1 protein-coding gene is annotated in these 1,235 nt (G+C 61.0%); it reads left to right on the forward strand.

What is annotated here, in order from left to right; translation table 11 throughout:
- Positions 1-80 precede the first annotated feature (80 nt).
- Positions 81-1,183, forward strand: a protein-coding gene (locus tag DXK21_RS16405) for an IS3 family transposase (RefSeq protein WP_114818833.1) whose coding sequence is annotated in 2 segments (ribosomal slippage) — positions 81-342 and positions 342-1,183 — 1,104 coding nt in all. Because the reading frame shifts where the segments join, the coding sequence is not laid out codon by codon here.
- Positions 1,184-1,235: the final 52 nt, after the last annotated feature.

The raw sequence follows: 1,235 nt of genomic DNA on the forward strand, positions 1-1,235 counted from the left end.
TGATCTGCTCCCCGAAAACTGGATCACGGGACGTTAGAGTTTTCCGCTGAGATTTCCCTGGCTGGGAAGGAGCGGAAACCATGAAAGCATCGGCTTTCTCGGACGTCCAAAAGGCGTTCATTCTGAAGCAGGGCGCTGACGGCGTGCCGGTGGCGGCGATCTGTCGCCGGGCTGGGATCAGTCCGGCGACCTACTTCAACTGGAAGAAGAAATACGATGGTCTGCTGCCAACGGAGATGAAGCGGCTCAAGCAGCTCGAGGACGAGAACGGTCGCTTGAAGCGGATCGTGGCCGACCTGTCGTTGGACAAGGAGATGCTGCAGGACGTCATCCGGCGAAAGCTCTGAGGCCTGGTCGCAAGCGCGAGCTGGTGGCGGGCGTCTGTGGTGACTGGGGCGTGTCGATCCGGCGGGCTTGCCGGGTTCTGGAAATGGACACTTCGAGTTTTCACTACAAATCCCGCCGCCCCGACCAGGCCGGCCTCGAAGCCCGCATCAAGGCGATTTGCGAGACACGCGTGCGCTACGGCTATCGCCGGGTGCATGTGCTCCTCCAGCGCGAAGGTTGGCGGACAAACATCAAGAAGACCCACAGGATTTACAAAGCCTTGGGCCTTCAACTGAGAAACAAGACGCCCAAGCGGCGGGTGAAGGCCAAGCTCCGGGAGGATCGCTGTGAGGCGACGCGGCCGAACGAAACCTGGGCGATGGACTTTGTCCACGACCAGCTGGCAACCGGTCGCAAGATCCGCATTCTGACCATGGTGGACACTTTTTCGCGGTTCTCGCCGGTGATCGATCCCCGTTTCACCTACCGGTCTGAGAACGTCGTGGAAGCGCTCGACAAGGCCTGCGCGAAGCTCGGCTATCCCAAAGCCATCAGGGTCGACCAGGGCACGGAATTCGTCTCCCGAAACCTCGACCTATGGGCCTACGCCCATGGTGTCACCCTGGACTTCTCTCGTCCGGGCAAGCCGACGGACAACGCCTTCATCGAGGCCTTCAACGGCCGCTTCCGGGCCGAGTGCCTGAACGCCCACTGGTTCCTGACGCTTGCCGACGCGGCCGAAAAGTTGGAGGGTTGGCGTAGATACTACAACGAGGATCGGCCCCATGGGGCCATTGGCAACAAGACGCCGATCACGCTGATGAATCCGGGTGACATAGCCAGCCTGTCACCCTGACTCGGGCCGGAAAACTCTAGCCTCGGGTGCTCCAGAAAACGGGGGCGGATCA

Origin of the sequence: Brevundimonas bullata, from assembly GCF_003350205.1 — a bacterium.
Taxonomy (GTDB): domain Bacteria; phylum Pseudomonadota; class Alphaproteobacteria; order Caulobacterales; family Caulobacteraceae; genus Brevundimonas; species Brevundimonas bullata.